The following is a 26140-nucleotide window of genomic DNA, read 5'->3' as shown; positions in this document are numbered from 1 at the left end:
CTGTCTTTCGCCCGATCCGCCGCGAGTCGCCGCGGAGGAGAGTCGTGGTCACCGGGCGGCGTTCGCCCTTCATCACGCAAGGACCACGTCATGATCACGGCCGACATCACCTTAGTGGGGAGCCCCGGAGGGGCGGGAACCCGCGTGGGGCGACTTCCCGGCAGTGGTCGACCGTACACAGCCGGCCCCCCCACATGTACAGGGCCGGCCCTCCCACACGCACAGGAGCCACACATGGACCACCCAGGAACGCATCGCGGAAACGGAGCGGGCTTCGCACCCCCCGCCGGTGAATCGGCGATCGAGGCCCATGGGCTCGGCAAGCAGTACCGGCGCGGCTGGGCCCTGCGGGACGTCTCCTTCCGGCTGCCGACCGGGCGGATCTGCGGCCTCGTCGGCCCCAACGGCGCAGGCAAGAGCACCCTGATGGGACTGGCCACCCACATGATCCGGCCGACGACCGGCGCCCTGCGGGTGTTCGGCGCGGCACCGGGGTCGACGGAGGCGGTCCTGCGCACCGCGTTCCTCACCCAGGAGAAGCCGTTGTTCCGGCGCTTCACCGTGGCGGAGACCCTGCGCCTCGGCCGTGAGCTCAACCCCCAGTGGGACCAGGAGGTCGCCGAGGGCATCGTCCACGCGGGCCAGGTGCCGCTGAAAGCGAGGATCGGCACGCTGTCCGGCGGGCAGCGCACCCGCGTCGCCTTCGCCCTGGCCTTCGGGAAGCGCCCCGACCTGCTCATCCTCGACGAGCCGATGTCCGATCTGGACCCGCTGGTCCGCCGGGAGCTCATGGCCACGCTGACGGCGGAGGCCGCCGAACACGGCACGACGGTCCTGGTGTCCTCGCACATGCTCGCCGAGCTGGAGTACATCTGCGACTACCTCCTCGTCGTCGCGAACGGTGGTCTGCGTCTCGCGGGCGAGGTGAACGAACTGCGTGCCGCACACGCCCTGTTCACAGCCCGGGTGGATGGTTCGCTCCCCGCCGTCGCACCGCACACGGTCATCGACTCGTGCAGCGGCGAAGGCCGGCCGGGCACCCTGGTGCGCCTCGACGGACCGGTCGAGTACGCCGGCCATGGCGGGCCCCCCACCCTGGAGGAGCTTCTGCTCGCCTATCTGCGTTCACCCGACGCGCCGCCGCTGATCGCCCCCAGCGCCCGGGTCGGCGACATCCACGACATCATCACCCGCGACCGGACGAAGGCTGTGACCGCATGACCACGCTCACTCGTGACCCCGCCCGCCAGGCGCCCGGGGAGCGCGCCCGGAACGGGCGGGGCCCCCGGCTCAGCGGTCCGGCCTGGCTCGTCTGGCGCCAGCACCGCGCGGCGTTCTGGACCCTCATCGCCCTCACCCTCCTGTGCGTGGTCGTGATGGTCCTTCTGCGTGGGCAGATGATGGACTATCTGGACACCCTGAGCTCATCCCGGCGGAAGCCGGGCAGCCTGCCGCCGGACTTCGAGAAGTACTCCTACCGCCTGGCCGACTTCGGGGGTTACCTGGGCTACCTCCCTGTCCTGGCCGGGGTCTTCCTCGGCGCCCCGCTGATCGCGGGCGACCTGGAGACCGGCACCGCCAAGCTGGTGACCTCGCAGTCCGTCAGCCGGCGGCGCTGGCTCACCACGAAGCTCGCCATGCCCGCCGTGCTGATCGCCCTGTCCGCCGCCGTGCTCGCCGCCGTGTTCAGCTGGTGGTGGCACCCGGTCAAGACCCTTACCGAGCAGCTGGAATGGACCAGCGGCATCTTCTTCGACGTCACGGGGGTCATGCCGGTGGCCTACGCCCTGCTGACGTTCTCCGTGGGCGCGGCGGTCGGCATGCTCCTGCGCCGCACACTGGTGTCGATGGTGGTCACTCTCGGCATCGTGGTGGCGGTCGGGGTCGTCTGGGACCGGTTCCGGCTGGACCTGGGGCACGTGCTGTCGGTCAGCACCAGCAAGGGTGTCGGCCCCGGCGCCAGGCTCCCGAAGCTGCCCGCCGGGGCGGTCCAGCAGGGACAGGGCGCCCACTTCCTCACCAGCTCCGGAGACCGCCTGGACTGGACCACCTGCCTCGGCACGTCGGACGACTCCAACGCGCGGACGGCCTGCCTGGAGTCCAAGCACGTCATCGGCTGGTCGGTGGACTACCTCCCCATCTCCCAGATGCACACCATGCAGTGGCTCGGAGCGGGCATCATGCTCGCCGTCAGCGCCGCCCTCGTCACCTTCATCATCCTCCGGGCCCGCAAGCGCCTGTTGTGACCCGCGGCTGCGGGCCCTCCCGGGAGCGGCCGTCCGGCGGGGCCCCGCCGCTCCGTACGCCGGATCCGTACACGGGATCCGTGCACCGGAAAAGCACCTCCCGGTGCTACGCGTCAGTGATGGCCGGACGAGGCCTGGGCCGCCTCGATACCGCCGTGCAGATCCGTCGCGGCGTCCAGTGCCCCGCCCGCCGACAGCGAGACGCACACGAGCAGCGCCCCGGCGAGGGCACAGGCGGCCCGGCCGTGCCACCCGTGGCCGGCGGCGCAGGCCGGACGGTGGCCCAGCAGCGCGGCGACCCGGCGCGGGACCGGGCCGGCCGTGGCGGCGAGTACGACGCTGGGGCGCGCGGCGGGCATCCGGTGGGCGGCCAGGGCCGCGCGGCCTATGGCACGGGCCGCGAGGGAGCGGTCGCCGACGGCCCCGGCCGCCGACTCGTCGGCGCAGCGCTCCAGGGCGTAACCGAGAGGCGCCCGCAGCCCGCGCAACGCCGGGTGGCAGAGCGCGGCCAGCTCCGCCGCCGCGATGAAGAGGTGGTGGCGGCCCGCGAGGTGCGCGCGCTCATGAGCGAACAGCGCCTCACGCTCGGCCGGTGCCAGGGCCCGCAGCATCCCGGTGGTGACCACGATCCGGCCCGGGCGGCCGGGCAGTGCGTACGCGTCGGGGGCGGTGTCCCGGACCACGGCCAGTTCGCCGCCGGTCCCGATCCGCCGCCGGGCCTCGCGCAGTTCGGCGCGCTGCCGCAGGACGGTCCGCACCAGCGCGGTGGCGCAGCCGGCGAGCGCGGCAGCGGCTGCCACGGCCGCCACGGCGGTGACCGGTCCGTCACCGTTCACGGGGTGGATCAGCCGGCCGAGCGCGGCGACCGGCGGCAGCCGCAGCAGACCCGCCACGACGAGCAGCCCCAGCGCCGCGGCCGAGCAGCCGCCGAGCGTGAGCGCCGCCGCCGTCAGCAGCCGGACGGCCTGCCGCGGCGCCAGCAGCTCGGCGAGCCACCGGGCGGCGGGCGCCACGAGCAGGGGTACCAGCAGGGGCACCCATACGGCGTAGATCACTTGCCCTCGCTCTCCAGCAGTTCGCGCAGCAGCCGCTCGTCGTCGGAGCTCAGCCGGGAGACGAAACGGGCGAGCACCGTGGAGCGGTCCTGCTCCTTCTCCAGCTCGGAGTGCATCCGGCGGGCGGTGAGGCCGGGGGAGTCCTCGGTCGGGGTGTAGGCGAAGCCGCGGCCCTCGCGGGTCCTGGTGACCCACCCCTTGTCGTGCAGCCGGCTCAGGATCGTCGTCACGGTGGTTCTGGCGAGGCCGCTGCCGAGGGTGCGCTGCACGTCGGCGGGGGTCAGCGGCTCTCCGGCCGCCCAGAGCACCGCCAGCACGCTCGCCTCCAGCTCGCCGGCCGGGCGCCGTTCCGGGTGCTCCTCGCTCATGGGGCTCTTCCTCCAGGAATGGGCGCTGCTGATCCGGCGGACGGGCCAAAATGCGGTGGTCGTCCGGGGGCCTCCGCCGCGAAGGCTCCGCACACCATTATGAAAGAACGCCCGGCGTCCGGGTTCCGAGCCCCCCGCCCCGCGGCATTCCCGGGGCGATGGCCAGCCGGCCCCGCTCAGCGGGCCGCCGTGGCCGTCCCGCGGGCCCGCGGCAGACCGGTGGCCAGGTCCTCGGCGAGGAGCCGCTTGGCGATGGCGTCCGCTGCCGCCCGCAGCTCCGCGCTGCGCGGCCTGCCGGTGTCCTCCTCCAGCTGGGCGTTCAGCCACTGAGCCCAGGCCGCCGTGATCGTCTGCGCCTCCCGGAAGCCGGCCGGCGTGTGTGAGAAGAGGCTGCCGTCCCGGGTCAGATAGCCCTCGTCGACCATCCGGTCGAAGACCGGTACCAGCACCTCGGGCGGGATCCGGTACCGGGCGGCGGTCACCCCGATGCTCGCGTGCCCGACCAGCCGGGTGAGCAGCTCGACCTGCATCACGGCCCAGGCGCCCGCCACGTCGAGCCGGGTGTCGGACTCGGCGACGATCCGGCGGGTGGCGTCCGGGCCCTGACTGTGCAGGATCTTCGCGACGGAGAACTCCAGCATCGTGGCCGAGTCCCCGGACGCGGGGGCGGCGAAGCCCTCGCCCATGTCGGTCGACCCGGCGCGGGCGGAGTCGCGGAGCTTGACCTGCTTCAGGAAGAGCGCCACGACGAAGCCGATGAGCGCGACCGGCACCGTCCACAGGAAGACGGTGTGGATGGTGTGCGCGTACGCCTGGATGACGGGTTCAGCCGTCGCGCCGGGGAGCTTGTGCAGCGACTTCGGGTCCTGTGCGGCCCTGGCGATCATGGCCGGGTCGCCACCGGAGGCTCCCGCGGCCCGGCCGATGGCCGAACTGAGTCTGGGCTTCAGGGTGTTGGCGTAGATCGTGCCGAACACCGCGGTGCCGAAGGCGCTGCCGAGCGTACGGAAGAAGGTCACGCCGGACGTCGCGGTGCCCAGATCGGCGTAGTCCACGGTGTTCTGCACGGCGATGGTCAGCACCTGCATGCAGAGCCCGATGCCGAGGCCGAGCACGAACATGTACAGCGACTCGCGCCACACGCCCGCGTCCGGACCCATCCGGGACATCAGGAACAGCCCCACCGCCATCACCAGCGATCCGACGATGGGGAAGATCCGGTAGCTGCCCGTCTTGCTGACGACGTTCCCGCTGAACACGGAGGCGATGAGCAGTCCGACGACCATCGGCAGCGTCCGTACACCGGAGATCGTGGCCGAGTCCCCGTCGACGTACTGAAGATAGGTCGGCAGGAAGGTCATCGCGCCGAGCATCGCGAAACCGACGATGAAGCTGAGGATCGAGCAGACCGCGAACACCGGGTTGGAGAAGAGCCGCATGGGCAGCATCGGTTCCGCCGCACGCGTCTCGACCACGCAGAACAGCGCGAGCGCGACCAGCCCCAGGGCGAACAGCCCGATGATGGTCCCCGAGCCCCAGGCGTACTGGTTGCCTCCCCAGCTGGTGGCCAGGATGAGCGCGCTCGCCCCGACCGTGACCAGCGCGATGCCCAGATAGTCGATGACCGGCCGGCTGGCGGACTTGACCGACGGGATGTTGCGGGCGGCCGCGATCACCACCAGCACGGCGATCGGGACATTGACGTAGAACGCCCAGCGCCAGGTCAGATGGTCCGTGAACACCCCGCCGAGCAGCGGGCCGATCACCGTGGACACCCCGAAGACCGCACCGATCGCGCCCTGGTACTTGCCGCGTTCGCGCAGCGGGATGACGTCCGCGATCAGCGCCATCGCGGTGACCATCAGCCCGCCCGCGCCGATGCCCTGGACCGCACGCCAGGCGATCAGCAGCGTCATGTTCGTCGCCAGGCCGCACAGGAACGAGCCCGTGATGAAGATGACCGCCGACACCTGGAAGATCAGCTTGCGGCCGAAGAGGTCACCGAACTTGCCGACCAGGACGGTGGAGACCGTCTCGGCGAGCAGGTACGCGGTGACCACCCAGGACATGTGCGCCGCCCCGCCCAGGTCCGAGACGATCGTCGGCAGCGCGGTACCGACGATCGTCTGGTCGAGAGCGGCCAGCAGCACACCGAGCATGATCGTGCCGAACACGATGTTCCGCTGCCGGATGTCGAGTACCGGCGGTGCGGCAGGGGCTGGACTGCTGGCGGTGGTCACAGTGGCACCCTCACACCGGCGCGCGGACGGCGCACACGCTGGAGGCCGGACCAGCGATCACCCGGCCGTGAGGTTCAGTCCTTCGGCGGTACCCGCGCCCAGGCGGATGTGGTGCCCCGGGATCGCCGCCGCCGCCGGGCGGCAGGTGCGGCCGGGCCCCGGGAGGTCAGGCGCGCCTCACACCGAGCGCCGGAAGCACTGTCTCCGCGACGCGGTACGCCTCTTCGAGGAGGGGGTTGCCGGAGAGGATGAAGGTGTCGATGCCCAGGGCCCGGTACTCCTGGAGGCGGTCGACGACCTGGGCGGTGGAGCCCACCACCGCTGTTCCGGGGCCGGGGCGGAAGAGGCTCATACCGGGCCAGATGTTGGGGTGTGTCTCCAGCTCACGGGCGTGTGCCGGGACCCGGCCACCGTGCTGGCGGAACTGACGCTGCCAGCCGACCCCGTCCTCCCCGGCCTGGCCGAGCTGCCGCTGGTAGGTGGCCTCGCCGGTGACGTCGAGCAGCCGGTCGGCGGCCGCCCACGCCTCGTCCTCGGTGTCGCGGACGATCAGATGGACCCGCAGGCCGAGACGGAGCGTGCGGCCGTGGGCGGCGGCCCGCTCCCGTACGACCGCCAGTTTCGCGGCGAGCTGTCCGGCCGGTTCGGCCCAGGTGAGATAGACGTCGACATGCTCGGCGGCCATCTCGATGCCCGGTGCGGACGACCCGCCGAACCAGAGTGGGATGTGCGGTGTCTGCACCGGCGGCAGTTCGCGCAGTTCGGCCCCGGCGTCCTTCAGATCGTAGAAACGGCCCTTGTGGTCGAAGACCTCGCCTGCCGTCAGCCGCTTCACCACGGACCAGTACTCGGCGCTGAGCTCGTAGCGCTCGTCGTGGCCGACGTGCAGTCCGTACTGCTGGAGCTTGGCGGTGGAGCCGTTGACGACGTTGAAACGGAGCCTGCCGCCGAACAGGTGGTCGAAGGTGAGGGCCATCTTGGCGAGCAGCGGCGGCGCGATCAGGCCGGGGTGCACGGCGAGGAGGGGCTTGAAGGCGGTACTGGTCCGGGCGGCGAGCGCGCTGCCGAGCGGCCAGACGTCGTGCAGGTCGGTGGCGAGGAGCGCACCGGTGTAGCCCAGCGACTCGACGGCCCCCGCGAGCCTCGACAGATACGCCAGATCGACGGGGCGACGGCCGGCCGGCTCCCAGGGGTAGGGCCCTTCGCGCGGGATGATGTACCAGAGAACTTCGGGCGCGGACACGGGTGTTCAGCCCTCCTGAACTGTGCTGACGGAGTGGGCCACGGCATCGGCCACGGTGACCTGCCCGGGCAGGAAGCCCGCCGCGTACAGGATGTCCGCGGCCTGCTGCTGCTCGTCGAGGAAGGCCTTCCCCGGCGCCTCGGTACGCCACGGGAGCGCGGAGAGCGCCTGCTGCCAGTGCACGGCGCTGCCGCCCGCCGCACCGGCGATCTGCGCCGCCGCCTCCTGCGGATGCGCGGCCACCCACGCGTCGGCCCGGTGCAGGGCCCGGGTGATCGCCGCCACCAGCTCGGGACGCTCTTCCGCGGTGTCGCGGCGGGCGAAGAACACGGAGCGGTCCGTGAGGACGTCGGCCGTGGGGATCAGGACACGCAGTCCGCCGCGCTCGCGGGCCGCCACCAGGTCCGCGCCCTGGGCCACCCAGGCGCCGATCACACCGTCACGCAGCAGCTGTTCCGAATCGGAGGTGCCGCGCCGCGGGGTGATGTCGCTGCCGTAGTCGAGTCCCGCGTCGTGCAGGGCCTTGGCGACCAGATGGGTCTGCCAGGATCCGATGGCCAGGTGGACGGTGGCGGTACGCAGGTCGGCCACGCGGTGCACGGGTCCGTCGTCGAGCACGAGCAGCGCACCGTGTCCTGGGCGGGGCGCGGAGACCGCGGTGTAGACGATGTCGTGACCTGCGGCCTGCGCGGTGATCGGCGGAGTCGATCCGGTCCCCCCGAAGTCCAGGGTGCCGTCCGTGAGCAGCGCGCCGGTGGAGACTCCGTCGGTGTAGTGGTGCCAGTCGACGGTCTCGCCCAGCGGAGCGAGTTCCTGCTGCGCGTAGTCGAGCCGGGCCAGGTGGAAGAGGGTCGGGTTGGCTGGGTGCACGCCGATGGTGACGCTCACGCGGGGACTCCTGTCGTAGTGGGGGCGGCGCCGGGCCGGTGCACGCCGAGGTCGTCGAGCAGTCGGCGGCGCAGCGCCGCGAAGGCGGGGTGCGCCGGGTCGCGCGGGTGGGCGATGTTCACGGGTTCGTCGGTGATGAGCCGGCCGTCGCGGAGCACGGCGACGCGGTCGGCGAGCCGTACCGCCTCGTCCACGTCGTGCGTGACCAGCAGCACAGCCGGCTGGTGCACCCGGCACAGCTCTCCCACCAGGTCCTGCATCCGCAGCCGGGTCAGCGCGTCGAGTGCGGCGAACGGCTCGTCGAGCAGCAGGAGTTCGGGGGAGCGGACCAGTGCCCGGGCGAGCGCCACACGCTGCGCCTCGCCGCCGGACAGGGTCCCGGGCCATGCGTCGGCGCGGTCCGCGAGGCCGACTTCGGTGAGCGCGGCCAGTGCGGAGTCCCGTCCGGCGGCGGCGCGCGGCAGGGCGACGGTGACGTTCTGCCAGGCCCGGCGGGAGGGGATGAGCCGGGGTTCCTGGAACACGGTCGTGCGTGCCTCGGGGACGAGCACGGTGCCCCCGTCGCTGTGGTCGAGGGCGCCCAGGATCCTCAGGAGGGTGGTCTTTCCGCTGCCGCTGGCACCGAGGAGCGCCACGAACTCTCCGCGCGCGACGGTGAGGTCGAGGCCGTCCAGGACGGGGGTGCCGTCGAAGACCCGGCGCACCCCGCGGACGTGTACCGCGATGTCACCGGCGGGCTGCACGGGTGCGGCGGTCATCGGGAACCCCCCTGGCGGGCCCAGGGCATGGCCACGTACTCCAGGAGCCGCACCGTCCCGTCGGCGAGCAGGCCGAGTGCGCCGTAGATCAGGATGCAGACAGCGAGGACGTCGGTACGGGCGTAATTCTGCGCCTGCGTCATCAGATAGCCGATGCCGGCCGTGGCGTTGATCTCCTCGGCGGCGATCAGTGCGATGACGCTGAGCGTCATCGACAGCCGCAGCCCGGCCAGCAGCGAGGGCAGCGCCCCCGGCAGGATCACCGTACGGATCAGACTCCACCGGCCCATGCCGAAACTGCGCATCGCCTCCAGCAGTCTGCGGTCGGCGTTGCGTACGCCGCTGCTGGTCGCGACGTACATGGGGAAGGTGGTTGCCACCCCGATCAACGCCACCTTGGCCGTCTCGTTGATGCCGAACCAGACCATGAAGAGCGGGACCAGGGCCAGGAACGGGACGGTGCGCAGCACCTGTACGGAGGAGTCGAGCAGCTCGTCGCCGAGCCGGGTGGAGCCGGTGATCACACCGAGGGAGAGACCGGCCGTGAGCCCGATGAGCAGACCGAGCGCGGAACGGGTGAGGGAGGTCCGCAGGGCGTCACCGAGCTGCCCGTTGGACCACAGCTCGCCGGTGGCGGAGAGGACCTGCGAGGGTGAGGCCAGCACATCGGCGGTGAGTACTCCGGTGGCCGATGCGGCCCACCACAGACCGATCAGGACGAGAGGCCCGACGGCGCGGACGCCGAGCGCGTAGCCACGCGGCCTCGGCCGGTGGCGCGGCGGACGCGGCGCGACGAGCCCGGTCGCGGCGGCCCCGGTGCCGGGGACGGTGAGGGTCATCGCAGCTTTTCCACATCGATGACGTGCCCGGCGGCCCTGGCGGCCTGCTTGGTGATGCCCTGGGCGGCGAAGAACGACGCGACGTGGTCGAAGTGCGCTGTCTGCTCCGCGCCGATCGGCTCGACGGGAGCGCCGGTCCGGGTGAGGCTGAGCTGTACGTTCCTGGCCCCGCCGGTGACGGCGGTGGGACCGGCGTCGGTGAAGACGTTGACGTACTCCTCCGGGTGGTCGTGCTGAGCCAGACTATGCGTGTGCAGATAGGAGTAGAGGGCCTTGACGACACCGGGGTTCTTGTCGGCGAAGCCGTCCCGGACAGCCCAGACGGTGTAGTTCTCGGAGCCGATGGCTGACCCGTCGGCAAGGAACTCCGCCGTGCCGCCGCCGAGTGCGGCGACCGAGTAGGCGCTCCAGGTCGCCCAGGCGTCCACCTGGCCGGAGGCGAAGGCGCCGGCCGTCTGGTCGGGGCGCAGATAGACGCGGTGCACGGCGCTCGGCTTCACACCGGCCTTCGACAGGGCCTTGAGCAGCAGGTACTCGCCGGTGCCGCCCTGGTTGACGGCGACCTTCCGGCCGGCCAGCCCCGCGATGCCCTTGATGCCGCTGTCCTTCTTGACCAGGATGCCCTCGCCTCCGTTCTCCGGTGCACCGGCGGCGAAGAAGGAGAACTTCGGCTGCTGGTTGAGAGCGTTGGTGCCCGAGGTGATCGAGCCGAGGGCGACATCGAGCCGGCCGGCGTTCATCGCCTGGGCCGCGGGCGCGAAGGGCCCGCTGCTCCCGGTCCAGGAGACGCCGGCGCCCGCCTTCGCCAGAGCCCTGGCGAGGCTGCCGTCCTTCTTGCCCTTGGCGAGGATCCCGGAGTTGCCCGGGTCCGGGATGCGCACGGTGATCCGGCCGCCGGATCCGGCGGCCGCCGTGGCCCCGGTCTTCGCGCACGCTGTCAGGGCCAGCAGGGCGGTGACGGCGGAGAGGGCGGTCAGGGCGGTTCGTACGGCTGGTGGTCGCATGAGGAGTCCTCGGCTGTCGGTGACGGGTGCGGCGGTACGGAGGTGTCGGCCCGTCATACGGCGTGCTCCGGACGCGTGTTGCGGTCCGCCGCGCGGCGCAGGGGTCCCGGGTCCGCCCAGGCGCCCACGTCCACCGGCTCGGGCAGGAAGCCCAGCGCGTGCAGGGCGCCCTGCTGCTCTGCGAGCAGGCCGAGCCGGTGGGGGGAGAGATCGAGCCCGAGCCGGGTCCCCGGGCGGTAGGCGCCCGCGACCCCTTCGGGGCCGGCGCCTGTCTCGCTGCCGAGGATGGCGGCCAGCTCCTGGGGACGCTGTGCGGACCAGCGCGCAGCGCGCAACAGCACGGCCAGGAAACGGTCGACGGCTTCCGGATAGCGGTCGAGCAGGTGCTGATGGACCGTCACCGGCCGAGGGGTGCCGTTGTTGATCCGGTGCCGCGGGTCGGGCAGTTCGTCGAGTTCGACGGCGACCTCCGCACCGGCCCGGCGGGCCGCCTCGACGGCGACCGCTCCCTTGGCGTAGACGGCGTCGACCTCCCCGCGGGTCAGTGCGGCGAGTTCGGCCGCCCACTGCCCGGCGCGGTCGGTGGCGGGGACCTCGACCAGCCGCGCGTCATCCAGCGTGAGACCCGCGGAGGCCAGCGCGCCCTGGAATCCGCGCAGTGCCATGGCCCGCCAGAAGTCGATCGCGATGCCGTGCACCGGGACGGCCAGCCGCAGGCCGCGCAGGGCCGCGGCCCCGCTGATACCGCTGCCCGCCCGGACGAGGACGGTCTGACGTTCCTCGATCCACGTCAGCGCGATCAGGCGGGTGTTCTCCCCGCGGGCCCTGGCCCAGAGGGCCGGTACGTTCCCCCCTTCGCGGACGAGCAGATCGAGCGAGTGAGTGAAGTGGTGGTCGGCCGCGACCTCGGCGGGGGCGTCCTGGAGCGAGGAGACGGTGAGGCCCTCGGCCGCGAACTCCTTGTCGAACCAGCCCAGCCGGGCGGCGACACCCGTTGCGGTGGGCACCGGGCAGCGGGTGTACCAGAGGCTTTCGGGCAGGGCGGAGACGGACATATGAGTTCCCATATCGTGAAAGGAGTGGTGGCGCCGCGAATCCCCGCAGCGGCGCTGCTCGGACAGGTCGCGGTGGGGCGGGGGCGGGTGAGCGGGCCTGCGTGAGACAGACGTGACCGCGCCGTCACGCCCGTGCGGTCCGGTCCGGGAGTGGTGTGGAGCCGAAGCGGCCGGGCGGCGGGTGGTCCGCGCGTCCCGCGGCGTACGCGCCCCACCGTGCGTGGTGGGGCGGCGCGAGGAGGCTTCGGACTACGCCCTGTTCGGGCCGGTTCGATGGGGGTGCGCCCGGCCTGGCGTCGGCGGGCCCGGCACCCGGAAGGTCAGCGACAGCCGGCGCTGTTGACGCGTGCCAGATCGATGTGGCGGCGGTGGGTGAGCCCCGGGAGTGCGGGAAGGGCGACAACGGCCTGACCGGCTCGCATCGAGGCACTCCTCCGTTCGGATTTCTGCGCGGTGTGCGGCTGATGCCGTGGCGCGCTGACGAGGAGGAGAATTCCACGTCGCCCCCTCCGTGAGCAAGTGGCTTCCCATAATGTGGGATGCGTGTCGCCGGGGCTGTCGGTGTGGCGCTAGGGTGATCGCGCGTCAGCCGCCGCTCACCGACGGCCGCCTCCTCCGGCCGGCCGCCACCCCCCCCCGGGTCCGGTGGACCGGCGTACGACAGAAGGAGTCTCCATGTCCACCGCCGCTCCCGCCGGCGCGCAGGCGGTCACCAGGGCGCTGCGCATCCTCGACTGTTTTCACGACAGCGGCCCCACCCTGAGCGCCTCGGACCTGTCGCGCCGTACCGGGCTCTCCGTGTCCACCGCCCACCGGCTGGCCCGCACCCTGGTCAGTGCCGGGTTCCTGGAGCAGGCGACCGGCGACTCCCGCTACCGCCTCGGTCCCTCGCTGACCGAACTGGGCCAGCTCTCGTACCACCAGCGCGGCCTGCACCACGCCGCACCCGAGGTGGCGGCGCTGTCCGCCCGCACCGGAGTCACGGCGGACCTCGCGGTCCGCAACGGCGGCCATGCGGTGATCCTCGTGGGCGACTCGCTCGGCCCCTCCGGCACCGGCCTGCGCAGGCCGCTGCACTCCACCTCACTCGGGAAGACCCTGCTGGCCTGGCGGCACCCGTCCGACGGCGGGCCCCGTTCGCTGGAGGCCCCGCAGCGTTTCACCGCGCGCACCCTCACCGACCCGGCCTCTCTGGAAAGGGAGTTGGAGCGGGTACGCAGAGCCGGGCACGCGGTGAACGAGGGCGAGTCCGCGCCCGGCGTACGGTCCCTGGCGGTCCCGGTCCTCGACCGGGAGGGCGTCGCGCGCTTCGCCCTGGCGCTGCGGTCCACTCCCGGCGTCATCACCGAGGACCGCAGGGACTGGTTCCTCGGCCGCCTCCACGACTGTGCCCGCACCCTGCAGATCCTGATGCTCCCGCTGGAGGAGCGGCCGGAACCGCAGTGACCGCGGGTCCTCGGACCTCGCAGCCGATCACCGGGCGGGCCGGGCCCGTTGGGCCGCTCCGCTCCGTATCAGGTCGCGGGCATCCTCTGGTGGCGGCCGGGGGGCTGTGCTACAAATCCCCCGTGACCAGCGATCAGTATCTGGTGGAGTGCCTCACCATCGATCTCTGCCGTGTGACCAGCTGCTCCTGTTGAGCCTGGCCCGGCAGCGCTGAGTACTTCCCGCAGACTGCGGCGTTGTCCGCCTGCCCATCGGCTGCCCCTCGGGTGACCGGGTGCCTCCCCCGACCGCGGCCTCCGCACGCCGGACGGTACGGCAACCGTTCCCGTACGGCGCACCGGCCGCGCACCTTCTCCGGGATCCCTCTCTCCCGGTCCGCGAACGCCGTCGGCCGTCACCTCGTACCGCCTCTCCCTGCCCTGGCGGTCTTCCGCCCTTCCGCACCTCTCGCCGGAGTCCGCCTTGACCACATCCACCGCCACGGAGAAACAACCGTCCGCCCCGGCGCCGACCGCGGAACCGCCGCCCCCTCGGCGGCGTTCCCCGGAAAGGGCCGCGCTGCTGCGCAGGGCGGGGCTGCGGCTGCTCGCGCTGGTCGTGCTGTTCGCCCTCTGGCAACTGGTCACCACTCTGCGGCTGTGGCCGCCCTTGCTGGTCCCGCCGCCGTCGGCCGTCTGGCACGCACTCATCGAGACGTCCGGCACCCATGACGGGGTACGCGGCTACCAGGGCCACACCCTGATCGAACACCTGGGCATCAGCCTGCGGCGGATCGGGATCGGGGCCGGCGCCGGAGTACTGGCGGGGCTCGTGGCAGGGTTGCTGATGGGCACGCTGCCGTGGGTGCGGGTCGTGTTCGAACCGGCGGTGGCGTTCCTCCGTACGCTGCCGCCGCTCGCCTACTTCAGCCTGTTGATCATCTGGTTCGGCATCGACGAGGCTCCCAAACTGTGGCTGCTGGCTGTCGCCGCCATGCCGCCGGTGGCTGTGGCCACCGCGTCCGCGGTCGCCTCCGCGCCCGCCTCGCTGATGGAGGCCGCACGGGCCATCGGCGCACGCCGCTCACAGGTCGTGACGTCCGTCGTCCTGCCGTCCGCGCTGCCGGAGATCCTGGTCGGCGTCCGGCTGGCCTTCGGTATCGCGTACTCCTCGGTCGTCGCCGCGGAAACCGTCAACGGACTGCCCGGCATCGGCGGCATGATCCGCGACGCACAGCGCTACAACCAGTCCGACGTGGTGGTTCTCGGACTCTTCGCGATCGGCGTCTCCGGGCTGCTGATCGACGCGTTGCTGCGGATCGCCGAGAACCGGCTCGCACCCTGGCGACGGCTTTCCTGACGTCCCGTCATCCGCCCTCCGTGCTCCATCCGCCATCCGGCGCGCTCATCCCTCCGCACATCGAAATGAAGGACTACGCCATGCCCGGAACACGCGGTCTGCGCCGCACCTCCACGCTCGTCGCGGCTCTGGGAGCGCTGATCGTCGTCGCCGGCTGCGGTACCGGCGGCGCCGGCGGCGGCGAGGGGGACGGCAAGACGATAAGGATCGCCTATCAGGCCTTCCCCAGCGGCGACCTGATCGTGAAGGAGAAGGGCTGGCTGGAGAAGGCGCTGCCGGGCCGCACGATCAAGTGGATCAAGTTCGACTCCGGCGCGACCATCAACACCGCTTTCGTCTCCGGTTCGGTGGATCTGGCCGCGATCGGCTCCAGCCCGGTGGCGCGCGGTCTGTCCGAGCCGCTGAACATTCCGTACCAGGTCACCTGGGTCCTGGATGTCGCCGGTGACAACGAGGCGCTGGTGGCCCGTGACGGCTCCGGCATCAAGGACGTCAGGGATCTGGTGGGCCACAAGGTCGCGACGCCGTTCAGTTCCACCTCGCACTACAGCCTGCTCGCCGCACTCGACAAGGCGGGCGTGGCCCCGTCCAAGGTGAAGCTGCTGGACCTCGAACCGCAGGACATCGCCGCCGCCTGGTCGCGCGGCGACATCGACGCGGCCTACGTCTGGCTGCCCACACTCGACGAACTCGGGAAGACCGGCAGGACCCTGGTCTCCAGCCGTCAGCTGGCGGCGGCAGGCAAGCCCACACTCGACCTGGGAGTGGCGTCGACCAGCTTCATCAAGGCCCAGCCCGAGGTGATCGCGGCCTGGCGCAAGGTGGAGGCACGTGCCCTGAACCTGATTCATGACGACCCGTCAGCCGCTGCCGGATCCGTCGGCAAGGAGCTCGGGATCAGCAGTCACGACGCCGCGGCCCAGCTCAAGCAGGGCATCTTCCTCAAGCCCGCCGAACAGGCCGACTCCACGTGGCTGGGCCGGCCCGGGCACGTGGGCGGACTGGCGCGGAACCTGCGCAGCGCGGCGGACTTCCTGGTCGGGCAGAAGCAGATCCCGGCCGCGCCGAAACTCTCCGAGCTGGAGAAGGCCGTGTACGTGGAAGGGCTCAGCGATGCCGTCTCCAAGTGAATCCCCGGCAGCGGGCGCGGGGGGAGCCGCCCCGGAGGCCGCCGCGACGGACACGGACGGCACGGCCGACATGGGTGCTGCGGCCGTCCCGGCCGCCGTGGCCGTGCGTGAGGTGCGGCACCGGTACGGCCGCGGAGCGGACGCCGTCACGGCGCTCGGCCCGCTGACCCTGGACATCCCGGCCGGCGAATTCCTGGTGCTCGTGGGCCCGTCGGGGTGCGGGAAGAGCACGCTGCTCCGGCTGATCGCCGGCTTCGAGCGCGCCTCGTCCGGGACGGTCGCCGTGCACGGCGGGACGCCGGAGCCGGGACGCCAGGCAGGAGTCGTCTTCCAGCAGCCGCGGCTGTTCCCCTGGCGCACGGTCGGCGACAACATCGCCCTGGCACTGCGCTTCGCGGGAGTCCCCAGACCGGAACGCCCGCTCCGGGTGGAGGAGTTGCTGGAGCGGGTCGGACTCGCCGGTACCGCGGGTCGCAGGACCTGGCAGATATCGGGTGGCCAGCAGCAGCGGGTGGCCATCGCCAGGGCGCTGGCAGGCGGCAAGGACCTGCTGTTGCTCGACGAGCCGTTCGCGGCCCTGGACGCGCTGACCCGTGAGCGGCTCCAGGAGGATCTGCGCACGGTGAGCGCCCAGACCGGAATCACGTCGGTCTTCGTCACGCACAGCGTGGACGAGGCGGTCTTCCTCGGTACCCGCGCGGTCGTTCTGAGTGCCGGTCCGGGCACCGTCGCACTGGACATCCCCATCGCGCTGCCCCGTACCGGGGGCGAGGACCCGGACGGGCTGCGAGGGCTGCCCGAGTACGCCGGACTGCGCGCCGAGATCGGCGCGGCGGTCCGCGACGCCGCTCGCTGAGCCGGCGGGGCCGACCCCGGCCGGGCGGCCCTGCCCGGCCGGGGCGGCCGGCGTCACCGCTACTGACGGGTACGCCGGACAACGCCACCCGGTCCGGCCCGGGTTACAGCCCGTCAGCGGATGTGGCGCCCCGAGATCGCCCGTGCGATCACCAGTCGCTGGATCTCGCTGGTGCCCTCGAAGATCGTGTAGATCTTGGCGTCTCGGTACATCCGCTCGACCGGATGCTCACGGCTGTACCCCGCGCCGCCGAGGATCTGCACGGCCTTCTCCGACGCCGCGACCGCCAGCTCGCCGGCGCGCAGCTTGGACATGGAGCCCTGGCCCGCGTCGAAGGTCTTGTCGTTCCTGGCCATCCAGGCGGCCTGCCAGATCAGCAGCCGTACGGACTCGATCTCGGTGCGCAGGTCCGCGAGGGCGAAGGCGATGGACTGGTTCTCGATGACGGGGCGGCCGAAGGCCTGCCGGTCGCCCGCGTACTCCAGCGCGTACTCGTAGGCGGCCCGGGCGATCCCCAGGGCCTGGGCGCCGACGGTCGGCCGGCTGACTTCGAACGTCGCCATGGCGGCCTGGCCCGTGGCGCGGCCGCCCTCCCGGGCGCGGGCGAGCCTGCGGTCCAGCTTCTCCTTGCCGCCGAGCAGGCAGTGGCCCGGCACCCGGACCTCGTCGAGGAAGACGTCGGCGGTGTGCGAGGCGCGCAGCCCCAGCTTCTTGATCTTGCGGTTCGCCGCCAGGCCCGGGGTGCCGGGCGGCACGATGAAGGCGGCCTGGCCGCGCGAACCGAGTTCCGGCTCGACCGAGGCGACGACCACGTGCACATCGGCTATGCCGCCGTTGGTGATCCACGCCTTCTGGCCGTGGATCACCCACTCGTCGGTCGCCTCCTGGTAGCGGGCCCGGGTCCGCATCGCGGAGACGTCCGAACCGGCGTCGGGCTCCGAGACGCAGAACGCCGCGAGCCGGGGGTCGTCCGGCTCGCCGAAGCACTGCGGGACCCACTCGGCGAGCTGGTCGGGGGTGCCGGACGAGAAGATCCCGGCGACCGCGAGCGAGGTGCCGAACAGCGCCATGCCGATCCCCGCGTCGCCCCAGAACAGCTCCTCGTTGGCGATCTGGAGGGAGAGCCCGCTGGGGTCGCCGTACATGTCGGCGAGCGACTCGAAACCGTAGAGGCCGATCCGGGCCGCCTCCTTGATGACGGGCCAGGGCGTCTCTTCGCGCTCGTCCCACTCGGCGGCTGCCGGGCGCACGACGCCGGCGGCGAAGCCGTGCACCCACTCCTTCAAGTCGCGCTGCTCCTCGGTGAGTTCGAGGGAGAATCCGCTCATGTCCTGCCCCCTCTCAGGCCTTGGGAATGTCGAAGTACCGGGTGAGTCCCGAGGCGAGGCCCACATCTCCCGCGATCTTGACCTTGCGCAGCATGAAGAGGGTCACCGGGCTCGCGTTGCCGGACACCAGCTTGAGGAAGTCGGCGTCGCCCATGATGAGCGTGAGACGCGGATCGGCCTCCGAGCGCCCCTCGGTGACGCTGCACGCCCCGTCGGCGATCGTGGTCTCGTACACCACGTCGCTCTCGCCCGTGATCTTCCAGCGGATCACGGCGGCGAGCGCACCGGCGCTCTCCGGACGGAACTGCCGCTCCATGCGTCCGAAGACCTCCGCGAGCACCCGCCGGCGCAGGTCGCCCCGGGCGATCTCGCCGAGTTCCTTCGTGGAGAGCCCCTTGATGATCTTCGCGAACTCCTGTGGAGAGACGGACGCGAAGTCCAGCTCCGCGAGCCTCTCGCTGATGCTGTCCGCCACGGATAGTTCCTTACTCCCGAGTAAACTTACTGGGGGGTCAGGTTATGGCGCGACAGGCATCCGGGCAAGGCGGGCGGCCCGGCGGGCGGGTCGGCGCCCCGGAGGGGCGGGCCGGTGTCAGCCGCCGCTCGATTCGAGCCGCATCGCGCGCAGGACGATCTCGATGGCGAACCGCCGTTCCGGATCGGACAGTTGCTGTCCGAAGATGCTCTCCAGCGTGCGCATGCGGTAGCGGACGGTCTGCGCGTGGACGTCCAGGACCTCACCCAGATGGGCGGCGGTGCCGCGGGTCGCGAGCCAGGCGTGCAGCGTCTCCAGGAGACGGTCCCTGCGGTTCGCGGTGAGGTGGGACACGGGGGCCAGTTCCCGTCCGGCCAGCTGTTCCAGGAGCGCTCGGTCGGAGAGCAGCCAGAGGGTCACCATGTGGTCCTCGCAGCGGACCGTCGGCGCGTCCTCGATGACTCCGGTGTCGACGAGATCGAGCACCCGGCGGGCCCAGCGGAGCGAGTCGGCGGCGTTCGCGAGCGGGACCGTGAGACCGATGGTGCGGTGCGCCCCGGGAAGCGCGACGTCCAGCATGTGCTGTCTTCGCTCGTCGAACGGTCCGGGGATCAGCAGATGGGGCTGCGGCTCGGCCAGGTCCGCCAGGACATCGTTGTCCAGAAGGGCGGACGGGATGCCCGCGGGGGGCCGCAGGGCGACCAGGGTGACCTGGTCGGGAAGCGTCCAGCAGGTCTGCTCCGCGAGTTCGGCGATGGCGGCGCGGGGCACCGGGGATCCGGCGAGGATCAGATGCACCAGGCGGCGCCGCTGGGTGTCGAGCTGGTCCCCGCCGGCCGTCCTGACCTCCAGATATCCCTCACGGGAGAGCGCTTCGAGCTCATCGACATAGGTGAACAGCGCGTCGGCGAAGGTGAGCATCAGGGTGGGGGAGAGGTTGTACCGCCGTCCCACCCGCTTCGCCCGCCGCAGCGCTATGCGGGCGCCGAGCCGGTACGCACCCTGGAGCTGGTCCAGAGTCCTGCCCTCGTACGCCTCGAACCGGCCGAACCGCCGGCACATCTCGTCCCGCAGCGCGGACGACGCGGTGGGCTCGGCGACCTGGTCGACGAAGACGGAGATGTTCTGCTCCACGCCGATCCGGATGCCCTGGGCGTAGGGGCCTTCGAGCAGCCGTGCGTACTCGGGGTAGGCGCGGGTGACTTCGAGTCCGATCTCCTTGATCAGGCTCGGGAGTTCGGGCCGCATGACGGCTGCGAACTCCTGGGGAAGCGGCCCCAGCGGTTCTCCGATGTCCGAGGGTTGTGCAACTCCCGGCATTCCTCGACCCCTTGCTCTCCGGCGCCCGGTGGGGGGTGGCCGACGGGAGAGCGCTCCCGGAGACCGTCAGGTGCGTACCGATTTGGGTTGCCGAACATAGTCGACGCCGGGGGCCGGTGGACACAGCCAGGACACGGCCCGAGGTGTCAGGGGGAGCGTATCCAGCCAACCCGTGCCCCGAGTTCCGGTCGTCGGACCGTTCGCTCGGGCAATTCCCCTCCGGTTCCGGAGTGTTCCCTTGTCATTTCTTGACAAGGAAATCGCCTCCGCTGTCGGCCGGGACGGGTGCTGCGGTGCCGGATCCGGCCGGGCCAAAGAGCGGGCAACTGTCACCGGGGCACACGGCGGGCCGCGCGGAATTACTCACTTTCGGCTAATGGGGAACCAGTCCCGTACTCGCCGGACAACAGGAAATCGACCCCGGAGAAGCCGCACCAGGATTTCTTCGTACAGGCCATTGCGGACTCAGGTTACTCACTCGTAGCGTCATCGCCGCACGGTCGGAACAAGCGGTCGCCCGGGACGAAACCGCCGTCCGGCCAAGTGAACCTCGTGGGGGCTCCGTTCTGCTCGGGACGGAACTCCGGGAATCTGATCAAGACGCCACGAAGGGAAATCACACCATGCACAAGCTTGTTGCAAGAGCCGCAGTCGTGACCGCCGCCATCGGTGCGGCCGTCGGCCTGGCCGCGACATCGGCTTCGGCCACCGCCACGTCCTCATGGACGGTCACCCACTCCGGCGCCTACACCGCGCACGCCGTCAACCCCTCGCTGGCGGTGCCTGCGGCGACTCTGAACTGTGCGTCGTCCGACGTGACCGCGGGCTCGCTCCAGGCGACGAGCACCAACGGTGTCGGGCTCGGCACCATCAACACCATCACGTTCACCAACTGCAGCGTGGCCGGCATCACGTTCAAGGTCACGATGAAGGCCACCCCCTGGAAGATCAACGCGGTCAGTGTGAACGCCACCCACCCGACCTGGGTGAACGGCACCGTCAGTTCCATCTCGGCGCACATCGCGGGCGTCGGCTGCGCGGCCGACTTCACCGGCACGGTCAACGGCCACTACGACAACACGGCCCACGCCCTGGTGATCGACGGCACGGGCACCGGCCTGGTGGCGTCCGGCGCGAGCTGCCTCGGACTCATCAACAACGGTGACGTGGCGGCGTTCAACGCCTCGTACGCGGTGAGCACCCTGCCGGTGATCAGCACGCCGTAACCCCGATGAAGCACAGCCGTACGGGCCGGAGGCAGCAGACGCTGCCTCCGGCCCGGATTTGACGTTTGCGGCCCGGCAGGCCGGCAGGGCCGCGCGGCAGCGGACGTCGGCGCGGCACCGGAAGTACAGGGAACCAGACCGTATGAGGCGGAGGGCAGGGCCGGAATGAATCCCAGGACAGCTGTGAAGGGCGGCAGGCGGCCGGTACGGCTGGCCTCCGCCGCGGCGGCCGCGCTCGTCGCCGGGCTGCTGGCCGGCAATGGCTCGGCCGCCGGTGAGGGCGGAACCCCGGGCACCCTCGCGTACGACTGCGGCCTCCCCTCCGGCGGCCCCGGCCGTGCCACCGTCGAGGTGGCGATGAACCTCCCGGCGTCCGCCGAGGCCGGCAAGCCGGTGCAGCCGGGCCCGGTGAAGGTCACGGTGGGGCTGGCGCGCGCGGATCTCGCGCCGCTGCTGCCGAAGGACACCGACGCGGTCCTGAGTACCGCGTCACTCGCCGTGAAGGTGAGCCAGAACGACCAGTCGGCCACGGCGATGTGGTCGGATCTCGCCGCGCCCAGCACGCCGGTTCCGGCGGAGGGCGACGTGCGGCTCGTCCACGCGGGCGCCGTACCCACCGTCACCGTGGGCGGCACGGGTGATGTCACCCTGGCCGCAGGCGAGTTGAGGCTCGGGCTGCTGACCGCGACGCCCGGCACCGGCCAGGAGGGCGCGCCGAAGCCCGTGCCGCTGGTCTGTGAGCCGGTCGCAGGACAGAACCTGCGGCTCGGGACCGTCCCGGTACCGGGGGACGGGAGCGCCGAACCCTCCACGACGCCGGGCGGCCCGGCGCCCAGCACCCCGGCGGGCGGGAAGGGGCGGAAGGAGCGAGGTGGCGGCGTCACCGTGCAGCCCCGGTCCGATCCCGCCCCGGTGGGCAAGTGCCCGACCGTGATACCCAAGGGCAAGGCCGACCCCAGCGACGCACCGGTGGCGCCGCCCGGCGCCACACCCGGCGAGTTCGACCTGCCCGGGAGCCCGGGCTGCGCGTACGCCCTCGGCGTGGCCAACGTCCGCAAGCTCAACGGCGCGATGATCATCAACGACCCCCGGCACAAGCCGGTGACGATCAGCGTCCTGGCGGTCACCCACTCATCGGTCAGGTCCAGCGTCCAGCCGGGCGGCCTCTATCTGCGTCTCGACTCGCTGGCGGACCTGCGGCTTCCCGACGCCGAATCGACCTTTCTGACGTTCGGATTCCAGCCGGTCACGGCGAAGGTGCGGTTCGAGACGGGGCCGGTCACCATCTCGACCGGAAATGTCGGCACCAGTGTGTTCTCGGTGATCTCGTTCAAACAGTCGCTGCGCCTGTACGACGTGAAGGTGAACGGGACTCCACTGGATGTCGGAACTTCCTGCAGAACCGCGACGCCGTACAAGGTGGTGCTCAATGGCGGTGCCAAATACACCAACGTGTTCTACGGCGGCACTCTCGACGGCACGATAGACATTCCGAAGTTCTCCGGATGCGGCACGAACGGTGAGGACCTGGACCCACTTTTCACCGCCGCGCTGTCGGGCCCCGGGAACAGTATCGAGATGAACCAGGGAACGACCTGCATTCCTGATTCCCCCGACAACCTCTGCCCGCCCAATATCCCCGAGCTTCCGGGCTCCGGGGCCGCCAAGCCGTGACGTCACGCTCCGTCCCGCCGGCCGCTCGCCATGAATGGCTGGTTGTCGGCACCGCGTCGGCTGTCGGCGCCATGCCTGGTGCCGGGCCGCATCGCCCGGCCCGGCAGGCCGATGGGGCCGCCCCCGTCTCGGGAGCGGCCCCACCGTGCGGGGTGGGGTGGACCGTCAGGGGCGGACGGCCGAGTGCCAGGCGTCCGAGAGTGCCTTGCCCTCGCCGGGGGCGGCGCTCGCCGGGTCGTTGAGCGTGGCGACATAGGTCGACGCGCTGTTCAGGGTCACGCTGTTCTTGCCCGATGGGGAGGGCAGCGCCGTCTTCAGGTTCACCGCCCAGTTCAGCAGGTTCAGCCCGCAGCCGCTGGCGCCCGGGACCGCGTAGGAGGAGTCGCCCTGGTTCGCGCCGAGGAGGTTGATCCGGCCCAGGGCGCCGTCCGGGTCGGCGGTGCCGTCGGCGTCGAACGCCTCGGTTCCGGGGGTCGGGGCGGTGAGGTTCTGCGGGCGCAGCAGGATCGGGTCCGCCGAGGTGCCGATGTAGCACTTGTCACCCAGGAACGGGTTCTGCAGATGGATCCGCACCGGCAGTGTCACGATCGGCTTCCCCGTGCCGGCCCCGGCCAGCAGGGTGAAGTCGCTCGGGTTGTTCACCGATTCGATCGTGGCGGTGACCCGGTTGAGGCTGTTGTCGGTGAGCTGCTTGCAGACGCCGCTGACCACGGGGACGTTGCTGGGACACATCAGGCCCAGCAGACCGCCCGGCAGCTGGGCGGAGTCGGCCACCAGGGCGCCGCCCGCGGGGGAGACCAGGGTCGAGGTGCCGTCGGGGTGGGTGATCACGCCGAGCTGCAGATCGCTCGCCCCTGTGGGGACCACGGAATTGCCGAGCTTGATGGAGCCGTTCGCCGAGTGCGAGGAGACGCAGAGCGCGGTGTCGTCCTGTCCGTCGGCCGCCAGCATGGCCGGGGCATCCACGGGGCACCGGGAGAACGGCGCCCAGCTGCCGTTCAGGCTGACGGGCCCACCGGCCGCGGTGGCCGAGCCCACGGACACGAACGCGGTGAGGGCGGTGGAGCCGGCGAGCAGTCCCAGGCGCAACCGGGTGGAAACGGATCTCATGTCTTCCCCTTTTTTCGGCAGACTTCCAGAAGGCAGTGCCGTACTCGGATCTGAATCGAGGTGCGCGAGGCCGGTTTCGCCTCCGAATTCACCGAGCCGTGAGGTTACTGGCGGGAAACACCGCTGCACAATCCTGCTGTCCGATGAACTTCGGCCGCCCGGGTCTTCTTGTTCCGGAATGAGCAAGGGGGAGCAGTCGCTTGTCAGTTGGCGCGCACCCGCGCGCGGTGGGCGGCTCCTGGTGCCGGTACGGAGGATTCGCGGCCTGCCGGCGCGGGGTGCGGGGGTGTGCCCCGGCGTCGCACCCCCGCACCCCTCCCGACGGCAGGCGGGATTTATCACTTCCGGATGAGTTTCCGTCCGGCACCGCTCAATAACCGCAAAGAAGCGGGTGGCTGAGCGTCAGCGGGACGAAACTTGCGGAACTGCTATTGCGGCCCCAGGTTACCCGGCCGTAACGTCGCTCTCCGCGCACCACTCGGCCGGTTGAGGCCGGGGCGTACGTCCCTCACCTGCGTCCCTGCTGTGAGTCAGCACTTTTCAACAAAGTTTCCGCACGGGCTTGTCACTCCATGACAAGTAGCTGGATTTCTTCGGGAGTTACCTGTTCAAGGGCTTGTCCCGGTGGCACCGGTGAACTTAACGTGCGCCTCTCGGCGCACTTCTGTCACTTCGTGAGTGCATGCAGGAGGTGAGATGGGAATCGAAGTAGTTGTTGAAGGGCTCACGAAGTCTTTCGGCAAGCAGAGAATCTGGCAGGACGTGACACTCACGCTCCCGGCCGGTGAAGTCAGTGTGATGCTCGGCCCTTCCGGCACCGGAAAGACCGTGTTCCTCAAGTCTCTGATCGGGCTGCTGAAACCCGAGCGGGGCAGCGTGCTCATCAACGGCGTCGACATGGTGAACAGCCCCGAGCGCGACATCTACGAGACCCGCAAACTCTTCGGCCTGATGTTCCAGGACGGTGCACTCTTCGGATCGATGACGCTCTTCGACAACGTGGCTTTTCCGCTCCGCGAGCACACCAGGAAGAAGGAGACCGAGATCCGCCGCATCGTCATGGAGCGGATGGACATGGTGGGCCTCCTGGGCGCGGAGGAGAAGCTGCCCGGTGAGATATCCGGCGGAATGCGCAAGCGGGCCGGTCTCGCGCGCGCCCTCGTACTCGACCCCCAGATCATCCTCATCGACGAACCCGACTCCGGACTCGACCCGGTCCGTACGTCGTACATCTCCCAGCTGCTCATCGACCTGAACGCGCAGTTCGACGCGACGATGCTGATCGTCACCCACAACCTCGACATCGCGGCCACCGTGCCCGACAACATGGGCATGCTCTTCCTGCGCAACCTGGTCACCTTCGGGCCCCGTGAACTGCTCCTGACCAGCGAGGAGCCGGTGGTCGCGCAGTTCCTGAGCGGCCGGCGCGAAGGGCCGATCGGGATGTCCGAGGAGAAGGACGCGGCGACCCTCGCGGCCGAGCAGCGCAGCGCGGCAGGCTCGCGCCCGCAGCCGCCCCGGCCCATCGTCCCGCAGCTCGAACCCTCCGCAGGGCTGCCCGAGCGCCAGGCGGTGCTGCGGCGCAGGGAACGGGTGCTCGGCATGATGGCGGAGCTGCCCGAAGCGGCACGCACCGCCATCCTGAAGAGTTACGTGGCGACGGGCTCCGGCGGTGGCCGCCCATGACCGCACCCCCGCCGGTCCGCCCCTCCGAGCCGTCCGCGAACGGCGCCGCCGGCCGGGCCGCCGACTACCGGCAGCCCCGCCCGCCGCTGCGGGTGCTCGCGCCACTGCGCGAGACCGGGAAGCTCTTCGCGCTCGGGGCCACCGTCACCCGGGCCGTCTTCCGAAGACCCTTCCAGGTAAGGGAGTTCATCGAGCAGTTCTGGTTCATCGCGAGTGTCACCATCCTGCCGGCCGCCCTGGTCTCGATCCCCTTCGGCGCGGTCATCGCCCTCCAGGTCGGTTCGCTCACCCAGCAGCTCGGGGCCCAGTCCTTCACCGGCGGCGCGAGCGTGCTCGCCGTCATCCAGCAGGCCAGCCCGCTGATCGTCGCGCTGCTGATCGCGGGCGCCGGCGGCTCGGCGATCTGCGCCGACCTCGGCTCGCGGAAGATCCGCGAGGAGCTGGACGCGATGGAGGTCATGGGCGTCTCGCCCGTCCAGCGCCTGGTCGTCCCGCGGGTGCTCGCCACCATGTTCGTCGCGGTCCTGCTGAACGGACTGGTCTCGGTCGTCGGCACACTCGGCGGATATTTCTTCAACGTGATCCTCCAGCACGGCACCCCGGGCGCCTACCTCTCCAGTTTCTCCGCGCTCGCCCAGCTGCCCGACCTCTACATCAGCGAGGTCAAAGCGCTGATCTTCGGGTTCCTCGCCGGAATCGTCGCCGCCTACCGCGGACTGAACCCGAGGGGCGGACCCAAGGGCGTCGGCGACGCGGTCAACCAGTCCGTCGTCATCACGTTCATGCTGCTGTTCTTCGTGAACATGGTCCTCACGGCGGTCTATCTCCAGATCGTCCCCGCGAAGGGGAGCTGAG

The 26140-nt window shown here is 71.1% G+C and carries 23 protein-coding genes; 10 read left to right on the top strand and 13 right to left on the bottom strand.

Annotated features, from left to right (window positions below; all coding sequences use genetic code 11):
- Positions 1-234 precede the first annotated feature (234 nt).
- Positions 235-1221 (top strand): ABC transporter ATP-binding protein, encoded by a 987-nt coding sequence (locus OG285_RS03530; protein WP_371790135.1) that lies wholly within the window; start codon positions 235-237, stop codon positions 1219-1221.
- Positions 1218-2246, top strand: coding sequence for an ABC transporter permease subunit (locus tag OG285_RS03525; RefSeq protein ID WP_371790134.1), 1029 nt, complete (start codon positions 1218-1220; stop codon positions 2244-2246). Before OG285_RS03530 ends, OG285_RS03525 begins: the two co-directional genes overlap by 4 nt.
- Positions 2247-2359: 113 nt before the next feature.
- Here OG285_RS03525 and OG285_RS03520 read toward each other — a convergent pair whose 3' ends face one another.
- From OG285_RS03520 to OG285_RS03480, 9 genes are all read right to left on the bottom strand, one after another.
- Positions 2360-3301 (bottom strand): M56 family metallopeptidase, encoded by a 942-nt coding sequence (locus OG285_RS03520; protein ID WP_371790133.1) that lies wholly within the window; start codon positions 3299-3301, stop codon positions 2360-2362.
- Complete coding sequence (locus OG285_RS03515) at positions 3298-3669, bottom strand: BlaI/MecI/CopY family transcriptional regulator (RefSeq protein ID WP_356834368.1); 372 nt, start codon at positions 3667-3669, stop codon at positions 3298-3300. The genes OG285_RS03520 and OG285_RS03515 overlap by 4 nt, the downstream gene beginning before the upstream one ends.
- A 176-nt stretch (positions 3670-3845) precedes the next feature.
- Positions 3846-5909 carry an MDR family MFS transporter gene (locus tag OG285_RS03510; protein WP_356834366.1) on the bottom strand — a complete coding sequence of 688 codons (2064 nt, stop codon included), beginning with the start codon at positions 5907-5909 and terminating at the stop codon, positions 3846-3848.
- Between the two features lie 166 nt (positions 5910-6075).
- Positions 6076-7152 (bottom strand): LLM class flavin-dependent oxidoreductase, encoded by a 1077-nt coding sequence (locus OG285_RS03505; RefSeq protein WP_356834364.1) that lies wholly within the window; start codon positions 7150-7152, stop codon positions 6076-6078.
- A 6-nt stretch (positions 7153-7158) separates the two neighbouring features.
- Positions 7159-8040, bottom strand: a complete 882-nt coding sequence (locus OG285_RS03500) for an ABC transporter substrate-binding protein (protein ID WP_371790132.1) — start codon at positions 8038-8040, stop codon at positions 7159-7161.
- Positions 8037-8798: an ABC transporter ATP-binding protein gene (locus tag OG285_RS03495; protein WP_371790131.1), complete on the bottom strand. Its 762-nt coding sequence runs from the start codon at positions 8796-8798 to the stop codon at positions 8037-8039. Before OG285_RS03495 ends, OG285_RS03500 begins: the two co-directional genes overlap by 4 nt.
- Positions 8795-9637, bottom strand: coding sequence for an ABC transporter permease (locus OG285_RS03490; protein ID WP_371790130.1), 843 nt, complete (start codon positions 9635-9637; stop codon positions 8795-8797). Before OG285_RS03490 ends, OG285_RS03495 begins: the two co-directional genes overlap by 4 nt.
- Positions 9634-10641: an NrtA/SsuA/CpmA family ABC transporter substrate-binding protein gene (locus OG285_RS03485; RefSeq protein ID WP_371790129.1), complete on the bottom strand. Its 1008-nt coding sequence runs from the start codon at positions 10639-10641 to the stop codon at positions 9634-9636. The genes OG285_RS03490 and OG285_RS03485 overlap by 4 nt, the downstream gene beginning before the upstream one ends.
- Positions 10642-10694: 53 nt before the next feature.
- Positions 10695-11696 carry an ABC transporter substrate-binding protein gene (locus OG285_RS03480; protein ID WP_371790128.1) on the bottom strand — a complete coding sequence of 334 codons (1002 nt, stop codon included), beginning with the start codon at positions 11694-11696 and terminating at the stop codon, positions 10695-10697.
- A 675-nt stretch (positions 11697-12371) separates the two neighbouring features.
- On the opposite strand from OG285_RS03480, the gene OG285_RS03475 reads away from it, so the two are divergent.
- From OG285_RS03475 to OG285_RS03460, 4 genes are all read left to right on the top strand, one after another.
- Positions 12372-13142, top strand: a complete 771-nt coding sequence (locus tag OG285_RS03475) for an IclR family transcriptional regulator (RefSeq protein ID WP_371790127.1) — start codon at positions 12372-12374, stop codon at positions 13140-13142.
- A gap of 462 nt (positions 13143-13604) precedes the next feature.
- A complete protein-coding gene (locus OG285_RS03470) occupies positions 13605-14480 on the top strand; it encodes an ABC transporter permease (protein ID WP_356834350.1) in 876 nt (291 codons plus the stop codon).
- 80 nt (positions 14481-14560) lie between these two features.
- Positions 14561-15610, top strand: a complete 1050-nt coding sequence (locus OG285_RS03465) for an ABC transporter substrate-binding protein (protein ID WP_356834348.1) — start codon at positions 14561-14563, stop codon at positions 15608-15610.
- The gene (locus OG285_RS03460; protein WP_371790126.1) at positions 15594-16466 is read left to right on the top strand and encodes an ABC transporter ATP-binding protein; all 873 of its coding nucleotides are present in this window, start codon (positions 15594-15596) and stop codon (positions 16464-16466) included. The genes OG285_RS03465 and OG285_RS03460 overlap by 17 nt, the downstream gene beginning before the upstream one ends.
- 113 nt (positions 16467-16579) lie before the next feature.
- Here the strand turns inward: OG285_RS03460 and OG285_RS03455 are convergent, their stop codons facing one another.
- The 3 genes from OG285_RS03455 to OG285_RS03445 form a co-directional block, all read right to left on the bottom strand.
- A complete protein-coding gene (locus OG285_RS03455) occupies positions 16580-17794 on the bottom strand; it encodes an acyl-CoA dehydrogenase family protein (RefSeq protein WP_356834346.1) in 1215 nt (404 codons plus the stop codon).
- A 13-nt stretch (positions 17795-17807) separates the two neighbouring features.
- Positions 17808-18269, bottom strand: coding sequence for an SCP2 sterol-binding domain-containing protein (locus OG285_RS03450; RefSeq protein ID WP_356834344.1), 462 nt, complete (start codon positions 18267-18269; stop codon positions 17808-17810).
- A 117-nt stretch (positions 18270-18386) separates the two neighbouring features.
- The gene (locus tag OG285_RS03445; protein ID WP_356834341.1) at positions 18387-19589 is read right to left on the bottom strand and encodes a helix-turn-helix domain-containing protein; all 1203 of its coding nucleotides are present in this window, start codon (positions 19587-19589) and stop codon (positions 18387-18389) included.
- A 623-nt stretch (positions 19590-20212) separates the two neighbouring features.
- Between OG285_RS03445 and OG285_RS03440 the strand changes: the two genes are divergently transcribed.
- Together OG285_RS03440 and OG285_RS03435 are read left to right on the top strand one after the other, a co-directional pair.
- The gene (locus OG285_RS03440; RefSeq protein ID WP_356834338.1) at positions 20213-20815 is read left to right on the top strand and encodes a hypothetical protein; all 603 of its coding nucleotides are present in this window, start codon (positions 20213-20215) and stop codon (positions 20813-20815) included.
- Positions 20816-20980: 165 nt separating this feature from the next.
- Entirely contained in the window at positions 20981-22489 is a 1509-nt protein-coding gene (locus OG285_RS03435; RefSeq protein WP_371790125.1) for a DUF6801 domain-containing protein, read from the top strand.
- Positions 22490-22654: 165 nt separating this feature from the next.
- On the opposite strand, the gene OG285_RS03430 is transcribed toward OG285_RS03435, so the two are convergent.
- Positions 22655-23599: a hypothetical protein gene (locus tag OG285_RS03430; protein WP_371790124.1), complete on the bottom strand. Its 945-nt coding sequence runs from the start codon at positions 23597-23599 to the stop codon at positions 22655-22657.
- A gap of 696 nt (positions 23600-24295) precedes the next feature.
- Here OG285_RS03430 and OG285_RS03425 point away from each other — a divergent pair.
- The gene (locus OG285_RS03425; RefSeq protein WP_371790123.1) at positions 24296-25285 is read left to right on the top strand and encodes an ABC transporter ATP-binding protein; all 990 of its coding nucleotides are present in this window, start codon (positions 24296-24298) and stop codon (positions 25283-25285) included.
- Positions 25282-26139, top strand: coding sequence for an MlaE family ABC transporter permease (locus OG285_RS03420; protein ID WP_371790122.1), 858 nt, complete (start codon positions 25282-25284; stop codon positions 26137-26139). Before OG285_RS03425 ends, OG285_RS03420 begins: the two co-directional genes overlap by 4 nt.
- Position 26140 lies beyond the last annotated feature (1 nt).

This window comes from Streptomyces sp. NBC_01471 (genome assembly GCF_041438865.1).
Lineage (GTDB): Bacteria > Actinomycetota > Actinomycetes > Streptomycetales > Streptomycetaceae > Streptomyces.
The sequence above is the reverse complement of the archived record's forward strand: the minus strand, read 5'-3'. Positions and strand labels throughout refer to the sequence as shown.